This is a genomic window from Terrisporobacter muris (assembly GCF_024621905.1).
In the GTDB taxonomy this organism is placed as follows: domain Bacteria; phylum Bacillota; class Clostridia; order Peptostreptococcales; family Peptostreptococcaceae; genus Terrisporobacter; species Terrisporobacter muris.
In genome coordinates this window covers 1-9,816 of the sequence record NZ_JANKBY010000126.1, presented here as the reverse complement: position 1 = coordinate 9,816, position 9,816 = coordinate 1, and the positions used below count along the sequence as shown (strand labels likewise).

The following is a 9,816-nucleotide window of genomic DNA, read 5'->3' as shown; positions in this document are numbered from 1 at the left end:
TTCCCTGCTGTAGATATTTATAAATCAGGAACAAGAAGAGAAGACTTATTACTTTCAGAAGAAGAAAAAACAGCTTTATGGAAATTGAGAAAAGAAATGAGCAACAATTCTATATTAGAAGTTACAGGAAACTTCTGCTAGTGTTAAATAACTTAACGATAAATGTTTTTTGATGAAATTAGTTTTTTTACTGATAGTTATGTAAATTGTCTAGTACATCTTTTACACAAGAAAATAAAAGAGATACTGAAAATAATATTATAACTCGTGAAATAAGGAGAGAATTATGTTAAAATCAATCCTCAAATTACTCCTAAGAATATATTAAATAAGGGAAAAAATTTTATAATTTTGAAGAATTAAAATTAGCAATATATAAATATATGTAGTTTTACAATAAAAAGATTAAAAGGTCTGACTCCCATGGAATATGGAGAGCAGACCTTAGTTGCTTAGTTTTTATTTTTAGACTGTCTATTTGACATAATTCAGTTCATTTATCACTTACGGCTTTTATTTATGAATTTAATTATATAATTTAGGTATACAATTATTAAAAAGTAATTATTTTCTTAAACTATCCATCAAATCCTCAAACTCTTCAAAGTGAAGAGACTGCATTCCATCACTTAAGGCTTTACTTGGATTTGGATGTACTTCTATCATTAATCCATCTGCACCACAAGCCATGGCTGCAAGCGACATAGGTTTAACAAGTTCCCTAACTCCAGTCCCATGACTTGGGTCAACTATCACAGGAAAATTAGTTTTGCTTTGTACAATAGGAACTGCTGCTAAATCAAGTGTATTTCTAGTATAATCATTATAAGTTCTTATACCTCTTTCACACATTATGATTTTATTATTTCCTTCCTTTGCAATATAATCTGATGCTCCAATCCACTCACTTATGGTTGCTGCTATTCCCCTTTTTAACATAACAGGTTTGTCTTGCTTTCCCAATTCAGTAAGTAATGTGAAGTTTTGCATATTTCTAGAACCTACCTGAATTATATCGCTTACTTCGTATAATTTTTCCAAATCTCTGACATCCATTAATTCTGTTATAACTGCCAAAGAAGTTTCTTCTTTTACTGCTTTTAAAATTCTCAGACCTTCTTCTTTTAAACCTGTAAATGAGTTTGGTGAAGTTCTTGGTTTAAAAGCTCCACCTCTAAGTACATTAGCTCCTTGTGATTTTACAAACTTTGCCGTATTTAGAAGTTGCTCATAACTTTCTATGGCACAAGGACCTGCCATTATGACCTTGTCCTTTTTTAACCTTATCTTCTTATCACATGAGTCTATGGTAATTTTTACATCCTTATAAAAGAGTGTACTATTCATAAGCTCGAAACTCCTTAATTTTTTAAAATATTAATCTTTTTATAGGTAGCAGATTATTTTGTTAAAAGTTTCATTTTCAAAGTTATAAATCACCTTATCAATTTCTGTCACTTTAACTGCCTTCATCAAACTGTTTGACACAAAAGCAAAATCATACTCACCGACTTCTTCTAATTTTATTTCACATTCCACTACTTCTATTTGTAAACCTCTGCAAACATTTAAGATTTTTGACTTCATAATACCATTTAACAGTGGTAAATCTTTATGTGGTGTGTAAACTTTATTTTCTTTTATAAAAAATATATTACTCATGGAACATTCTAAAATTATATTTTCACAAGTAACAAAGATAGCATCATCAAAATTATTTTTCATAGCATACTTTTTAGTATAAATATTTTCATAATAGTTTGTAGTTTTATGCTTATAGACTATACTATTGCCTCTTTTAAAAGGTGCTACTGTTAATTTAAATCCATTATTATAAGTGTCTTCGTTATAGCTTATCTCCCTAGTTGAAATATTATAACCTTCATCAAATACTGTTAGTCTAAGAGCCTTGTTTTCAACTTTATTTTCTTCGATATAATTTAAAACAGCTTTTGTTAAAAACTCCTTATTATTACTAATATCTAAATCTAACTCTTCTATGGATTTAAACATTCTATCCATATGCAAATTCAAATCAAGTGGTCTTTCTTCAACTTTTATGGTTTCAAACAACCCCATACCAAATTTAATTAATCCACTATTAAAACTTACACTACTCTTCATAATAACCTCTTAAAGTTTTCATAATAGACTGCGCTTTGTCCAAAGTTTCTTGGTATTCTTCACCAGGGTCAGAACCCCAAGTCATACCTCCACCCACTTGGAAGTAAACTTCATCTTCTTTTTTTATAATAGTTCTTATGGCTATATTTAAATCCATATCTCCATTAAAGCCAATATATCCTATAGAACCTGTGTAAACATTTCTCTGAGTTGGTTCCAGTTCATCTATAATTTCCATAGCCCTAATCTTTGGAGCTCCTGTTATGGATCCTCCTGGAAAAGTTGCTTTGATAACATCTACTGCATCTTTGTTATCATCAAGTTCTCCAACAACTGTTGCAACTAGATGGTTAACATTTGCATAAGGCTCTATTACAAATAACTCTGGTACTTTTACACTTCCTATTTTAGAAATCCGTCCTATGTCATTTCTTTGTAAATCCACTATCATTAGTAATTCTGCCTTATCTTTTTCACTATTTCTAAGTTCTTCTTGAAGTTTCAAATCTTCTTCTTTATTTTTACCTCTAGGTCTTGTACCTTTTATAGGTCTTGTTTCCAACTTTCCATCTATACATTTTATAAATCTCTCTGGAGAGTTAGATAAAATATTAAACTCATCAAAGTTTAAATAAGCTCCAAAAGGTGCAGGACTTATTCTTCTCAAATCTCTGTATAATTCATAACTAGATAAAGTAGTTTTTCCATTAAATCTTTGTGTTAAATTTGCTTGATATATATCTCCACTTTTTATGTACTGTCTAACTTTTTCGACACCATCTTCAAATTCTTTTTTAGTAAAATTAGATGTAAGCCTAGTTGGAGGAACTTCTTTTTTTTCATAACAAATTGGATTAACTCCATTTATTTCGGCTTCACTGATTTTACACTCAACAACAAAAGCAATATCTGCTTCTTTTTTCAAATCTAAATCTGGTGTTGCAATATATGTTTTTTCTTCTAAATGGTCCACCACTATTACATAGTCATAAAAACCAAAATATAAATCATAAACATCTAAGTCTTTCTTTGCAGTTTGTGGTAATTTTTCAATATAATTACCTAAATCGTAAGACAAGTAACCTACTGCTCCTCCTATAAAAGGAATATGAGTATTATTTTCCACCTTATATTTATTCAACTCTTCTTGTAAATAATTTAGTGGATTTTCTTCACTATTTTTATATTTTAAAGTTTTAAAAGGATTACTACTTATAAAAGAGTATCTTCCTAATTTATTTTTATCCATGGCACTATCTAAAATAAAACTATCTTTTTCATCTTTAAATAATGTGAATATTTCAAAAGCACTTAATTTAGTCTTAATCTCTTTTATCATCTTAAACTTCCGCCCTTTCTCTAGCTTCATTTATAAAATTTTTAAGTATTTCATGCCCTTGCTGTGATAAGATTGCCTCTGGATGGAATTGTACTCCCTCAATAAGGTACTTTTTATGTCTAATTCCCATTATTTCACCTTCCTTAGTTAAAGCAGTAATTTCCAACTCCTCTGGTAAGCTTTTCTCATCCACAACTAAAGAGTGATATCTTGTTACATTCAAAGGATTACTTAAGTTTCTAAAAACACCCTTACTACTATGCTTTATAGGGTGTACCTTTCCATGTACTGGTTCCAATGCTTTTACCACTTGTCCTCCAAAAACATGTCCTATAGTCTGATGACCTAAACATATACCTAGAATTGGCTTTTTACCTTTAAAATGATTTACCACATCTATACATATACCTGCCTCTGTTGGTGAGCATGGCCCTGGTGATAAAACTATAATTTCTGGATTTAAACTTTCTATTTCTTCTAATGTTATCTCGTTATTTCTTTTTACTAATATTTCTTCTCCCAATTCCCCCATATATTGAACTAAGTTGTATACAAATGAATCGTAGTTATCAATCATAAGAATCATGAAAATACCCCCCTTGTAAAATATATTTTTAACAATTACAATATAATTATAGTATAATTTTTCCATTTAAACTTTTATTTTTTTTATTTTTTATAAATTAATGCTTTATATCTTTTATCATGATATTTATTCATAAAATATCTTTTATACATACCTGGAATTTTAATGTTAAATTACTTAATCTTTTAAAATTAAACATTACAAAAGCACTTACATAAATAAGTGCTCTTTATCAATAAGCTATGCAATCACTTTTTAAAAACATAATCAATCTTCAACATCAAATCAATCAAATCCTAACCATACTTCTTACATTTAACAAAACCAAAGCCCTTAACCCCTCTAAGTTCCTCCAAGCATTTCGGACATTTTACAATGAGTTTACTTTCTATTAGTGTCACGCTCTTTCAAAAGGTGACTTCGGTTGTACTGAACTTATTAATTTTTTGTATAATGATGTTTAGGATTTTCAGCTATTTCATTATATTTTCCGTGTTCAACTATAGTGAATTTTTCATAAATCCGCTTAACTTGTTTACGATAATCAATTTGTATTTATTAGAAAACAAACTTATCATTATTTTAGATAGTATTTAAAAGAGGAAATTAGAAAATGAATATAAACTTGACCGCTGTGTGTGATAAAGAAATTGTAGCAAAAGTGGATCGATTTAAGCATCGTAATTGTTACCAGGTACTTATTATGCATGATGCAAAAAGCATAATAAACGAAATAGTTAAAAATATTAAATAAAAATTGTTTAAATAATCGTATTCATTGGTATATAATAGAAGATGTCCTTTTCAATTTATATAATTATATATTAGATTAGGTCATTAATAATATTACGGAGGAATAATTATGGCAGGAAATAAAATAATATGTCATTGCAAAAATGTTTCTTATATAGATATAAGAAAAGCAATGATAGACGGTGCAAGAACTTTAGAAGAAATCAAAGAAAAAACAGGGGCAGCTACTGGATGTGGTAGATGTGCTGGTGCTATAGAAGAAATATTAGCTTCTGTATGTGGATGTAACAATGTATCATTAGAAGACGTTGTAAATGCAGTAAACAACGGATGTGATACAGTTGAAAAAGTTGCCGAAGCTACTAAAGCAGGTTCTGCTTGTGGAAGATGTAAAGCTTTAGTTCAAAACGTTATAGATTTAAAAAGATAGTTTATAAAAAAGAGGGAAAACTAAATTTTAGTTTTCCCTCTTTTTTATTTATTAATTGAATTTAATTTTATTAATTTGTCTTATTAATTTAATTTGCAAAATCAAAAATATATTTTGTACAATAGTTTAATAAATAGTTAAATGTTTATTAAAAATACTTATCTATAGTAATTACGCAATTATATAAAGGATTTAATTTTTTAATTTCCTCAATCATTTTAGATTTAAGTTCCTCTTCTTTTTCCTTTGTATTAATATCGTACGCATCCACGACTATATCAAATATAAGATTTATCTTATTTTCTCCTTCAGTAATTCTAAAATCATGCATAGATTTTATAGACTCATATCTTAAAAGTATGTTTTGCACATCACCTTTAAGAGCATTTATTTTATCATCATGGATACACATAGGATCCATGTGTATTACCAAATATATATTTAACTTTTGTGATATTTCTCTCTCTGCAGTATCTATAATTTCATGTATTGTTATTAAGTCGATGTTTGATGGTATTTCAGCATGAATAGATGCCATACATTTTCCCACACCATAATTATGAATTATTAAATCATGAACACCAATTATATGATCATAAGAAAGTACTCCTTGTTTAATAGCTTTTACCAATTCTTCGTCTGGTGCTTCTCCAAGAAGTGGGCTTATTGTATCTTTTACTAAAGAATAACCTGCGTAAAGTATAGCTGCTGAAACAACTAAACCTACATAACCATCTATTGGCAATGTTGTAAATTTGGCAGCAACAAATGAAATTAGAACACAGCTAGAAGTAAATACATCTCCTAGAGCATCAACAGACGCTGCCTTTAAAGCAGAAGAATTTATTTTTTCTCCCACATATTTATTAAATCTACTAAGCCATAATTTTACTATTAAAGATAAAAGCAATAAAATAAATGGTATCATTTCAAAAGTTATTGGTACAGGATTCATAATTCTATCTATAGATGATTTTATAAACTGAACACCAACAAGCATAACCATAAATGCAACAATTAAAGCTGATAAATACTCCATCCTTCCATGGCCAAAAGGATGCTCCTTATCTGCTGGTCTGTTTGCAAGCTTAATACCTATCATAGTTATAACGGAAGATGCCATATCAGACAAGTTGTTAAAACCATCAGCTAAAACAGAAACACTACCACTAATAAGTCCCACAGTAATTTTTACTGCCGATAAAATTAAGTTACATATAATTCCCACTATACTTCCCAAATATACATAAGAGTTTCTAGTTTTTTCATCTTCTATGTTTTGATGATTTTTTATAAATTTTTCTGTTAAATACTTAGAAATCATTTTTTTCTCCTTTTATAACTCTTCTTAATTATATTATTATGCTTCTAATATAATAATATATAGGAATATTACTTGTCAAAGACTGGAAGTAAATATTTCTATATATCATTATACACATAAATAGAGAAGAATTTATAACTCTTCTCTACTTTACATATATTTATATATTTTACTTCCACGTAAAAAGTAATAACCTTCTAAGGCTATTACTTCTTTTTAGTCATATTAATTATATATTAAACTCATACACCTAATATTTATTCTTCAAATAATATATCAGTTAACTCTTCATCATACTTTTCTACCAGCTCTTCATTATCATAAATTACTGCTAATTTTAATTCTTCCAAAAGTTTTTCTATTTTTTCACATCGTTTCTCATCTTCTTTTATTGCTGGATTACTAATTTTCTTTTCTGCTAATTCTATTGTACCCTTTACACTTCCTGCCAAATTGTAATTTTCCCATTCATCTATTTTAAATCTTTCATATAAATTCTCATCTACCAAAGCGTCTTGTGGCAGTTTAATTAATTTAAAGTTATCTATGATTTTATTAATTGAATCACCTGTGCTAACTATGGTAGCTCTAACTTCCAAAATTCCATTTAAATCATAATCAAACTGAACCTCTATGCTCTGTTCTCCTGCTTTACCCTTTGGCACACCTTTTAATAGAAAATCTCCTATCTTCTCATTATCTTCTGCCAACTCTTCATTTCCCTCATATACTTCTACTCTAACCTCTTCTTGGTTATCTACTGCTGTATAATAGACTTTCTTTTTAGAACAAGGGATACTACTATCTATTGGAATTATACAGTCAAAAGCACCGTTTATTACTTTTCCATCACCTATTTTTATTATGCTTGTGCCTAAGTTGTAACTACATTTATCAGTTATAATAAGATTTTCTTCACAAGTAATTTGATTACTTTTTATACCTGCTTGAATTGCAGCTCCCATGGAAACAGCTTCATCTGGATTTATTCCTGAGATAATTTTCCCCTTAAACTTGCTTTCCACCAACTCTCTTACAGCAGGTATTCTACTTGAACCTCCTACTAAAAGTACAGTATCAATATCTTTTGCTTTTAAACTTGCTGCCTTTAATGCTTCATCAATTTTTTCTGTAGTTTTCTCTACTAAATCCTTTGTCAGTTCATTAAATTTATCTCTTTTTAGTTCAATACTTATGGATACAGGCTTATTATCAATAACAGTAATAAAAGGTATGTTTATAGTAGTTGAAGGTTGATTTGATAATTCTTTTTTTGCACTTATAGCAGCTTCTTTTACTCTTAATTTTATACTTAATTTATTTTGTACATCTATACCATGGTATAAGTTTTGCTTGTAGATTCTTTCAAATTCCTTTTCTATGTATTTTTCTATTCTACTATCAAAGTCCTTTCCACCTAATCTATCATTACCTCTACTTGATTTTACATCTAATATACCTTCAAACATTTCCAAAATGGATACGTCAAAAGTTCCTCCTCCAAGATCATAAACAAGAATTTTTTCTTCTTTATCTAAATTATTTATACCATATGCCATGGCTGCTGCTGTTGGCTCATTGATAATTCTCTCTACCTTTAACCCTGCCATTTCTCCAGCCAGCTTTGTTACTTTTCTTTGAGAATTGTTAAAATTTGCTGGCACAGTAATAACAGCTTCTGTTATCTCTTCCCCCAAATAATCTTCTGCATATTTTTTCAACTCTTTTAAAATCATACTTGATATTTCATGGGGCATGTATTCCTTGTCTCCCATGGAAATTTTCGTATCTGAACCCATAAGTCTTTTTACTTCTGCCACAGTTCTATCAGGGGAAGGTATTAGCTGATTATAAGCTACCTGACCAACAATAATAGTATTATCTTCCTTTTTCCCAACTACTGATGGAACAATCCTATTTCCAAAACAGTCTGGAATAATCTTAGGTTCATCATTTTCTATATAAGCTATTTCTGAAGTAGTTGTCCCCAAATCGATTCCAATTATTTTTCCCATTTCATCCTCTCCTTATAATATAATTTTAAGCTACCTTGCAATAATTACTGAGGCAGGTCTAATAACTCTACCTCTAAACATATATCCCTTTTCAATAACACTAATAATTTCCTTACTTTCTCTTGACTGGTCTTCTTCCACTGCAATACATTTATGTAGCTCTGGATTAAATAACTCTCCCATGGATTTAATCTCAACTAAATTGATTTCGCTAATTTCCTTCCTGATTACTTTTTTCATTATTTCCAAGTTATGTGAAAATTCCTCATTATCTAAAGTAAGTATAAACTTATGAAAGCTATCTATTTGGTCTAAAATTAAGATTATTTTCCTATAAATTTTTATTTCATTTGCCTTTTTTTCTTCTATTTCCTTTTTTAGTTTAAAATTTTCCTTACTATTTCTATGCAAATCTTCTTTTAAGGACTCAATAGACATTATGCTTTTCTTACTATTTTTATTAATTGTTTTTAAGTCACTTTTCATACTCACCATAACTTGAAGTAAATCTTGTATATTCAATTCTTTCTTTACTTCATCACCCTCACTCAACATCTACCCCTCCTTATTATTTAGTTATACAAATTAACTTATTTAATATATATGATTGATGAGCAAAATTATTTTATATATAATCTAATTAATCGAGAAATATTAAAATTTAAGGAGGTTTTATTATGGCTCTTATGGAAGATTTATTATTAAAAGGTTATATAGATGAAAATCTAGAGGAAAATGTTGAAAGTGCCACAGCTGATTATTTAGTACGACTACTCACTTATTGCGCCAAAGCTGACACAGAAATTTCACCTGAGGAAAGAGATTATATTATAAATTATATTGAATCTTTTGATATGAATAATAGTGAGGAAACTTGGCTATTTGCACAGTACGACTATGGAAGATTTCATGATTATAATAAGGAAACAATTATATCTCTAAAAAGATCCATAGACAATCTTCTAGATAAGAAAGATCTTGATTTCAAAATTCTTTATCATCTTATAAGCTTATGCTTAATAAATAGCGAAACATTAAATGACACCCAAGCTGAAATAATAAGCGATTTTATAAGTGTATTTAATTTAGATGCTAATACTTGCGATGAAATATACGATAGGATATCGAAAGAAAAAAATAAGGAAATTGAAGAATATGATGATAATGTAGATAAGCTAGATGAATATTATGAAATACTAGGTTTAAATAAAAATGCTACAAAAGAAGACTTAAAAAAACAATATG

The 9,816-nt window shown here is 28.7% G+C and carries 9 protein-coding genes; 2 read left to right on the top strand and 7 right to left on the bottom strand.

The annotated features are described in order from the left end of the window. Positions 1-564 precede the first annotated feature (564 nt). Genes aroF through NSA58_RS10845 form a run of 4 tightly spaced genes read right to left on the bottom strand, consistent with a single transcriptional unit; the run spans position 565 to position 4,049 of the window. Positions 565-1,347, bottom strand: a complete 783-nt coding sequence (gene aroF, locus NSA58_RS10860; protein WP_052233139.1) for a 3-deoxy-7-phosphoheptulonate synthase — start codon at positions 1,345-1,347, stop codon at positions 565-567. 39 nt (positions 1,348-1,386) lie between these two features. Next, positions 1,387-2,124: an aminotransferase class IV gene (locus tag NSA58_RS10855; protein WP_039681147.1), complete on the bottom strand. Its 738-nt coding sequence runs from the start codon at positions 2,122-2,124 to the stop codon at positions 1,387-1,389. Next, entirely contained in the window at positions 2,114-3,463 is a 1,350-nt protein-coding gene (gene pabB, locus NSA58_RS10850; RefSeq protein ID WP_039681148.1) for an aminodeoxychorismate synthase component I, read from the bottom strand. The genes NSA58_RS10855 and pabB overlap by 11 nt, the downstream gene beginning before the upstream one ends. A 1-nt stretch (position 3,464) precedes the next feature. Further along, positions 3,465-4,049, bottom strand: coding sequence for an anthranilate synthase component II (locus tag NSA58_RS10845; RefSeq protein WP_039681149.1), 585 nt, complete (start codon positions 4,047-4,049; stop codon positions 3,465-3,467). Positions 4,050-4,911: 862 nt separating this feature from the next. Between NSA58_RS10845 and NSA58_RS10840 the strand changes: the two genes are divergently transcribed. Next, positions 4,912-5,232, top strand: a complete 321-nt coding sequence (locus tag NSA58_RS10840; RefSeq protein ID WP_039681150.1) for a (2Fe-2S)-binding protein — start codon at positions 4,912-4,914, stop codon at positions 5,230-5,232. A 148-nt stretch (positions 5,233-5,380) separates the two neighbouring features. On the opposite strand, the gene NSA58_RS10835 is transcribed toward NSA58_RS10840, so the two are convergent. The 3 genes from NSA58_RS10835 to NSA58_RS10825 all read right to left on the bottom strand — a co-directional run bounded on the left by NSA58_RS10835 (position 5,381) and on the right by NSA58_RS10825 (position 9,126). Beyond that, positions 5,381-6,556 carry a cation diffusion facilitator family transporter gene (locus tag NSA58_RS10835; protein WP_039681151.1) on the bottom strand — a complete coding sequence of 392 codons (1,176 nt, stop codon included), beginning with the start codon at positions 6,554-6,556 and terminating at the stop codon, positions 5,381-5,383. A 257-nt stretch (positions 6,557-6,813) separates the two neighbouring features. Then, positions 6,814-8,571: an Hsp70 family protein gene (locus tag NSA58_RS10830; RefSeq protein WP_074429738.1), complete on the bottom strand. Its 1,758-nt coding sequence runs from the start codon at positions 8,569-8,571 to the stop codon at positions 6,814-6,816. A 30-nt stretch (positions 8,572-8,601) separates the two neighbouring features. Further along, positions 8,602-9,126 carry a nucleotide exchange factor GrpE gene (locus tag NSA58_RS10825; protein WP_074429739.1) on the bottom strand — a complete coding sequence of 175 codons (525 nt, stop codon included), beginning with the start codon at positions 9,124-9,126 and terminating at the stop codon, positions 8,602-8,604. A 122-nt stretch (positions 9,127-9,248) separates the two neighbouring features. On the opposite strand from NSA58_RS10825, the gene NSA58_RS10820 reads away from it, so the two are divergent. Continuing rightward, positions 9,249-9,816 (top strand): tellurite resistance TerB family protein (locus NSA58_RS10820; RefSeq protein ID WP_257560456.1); only part of this gene is annotated, 568 nt, incomplete at its 3' end.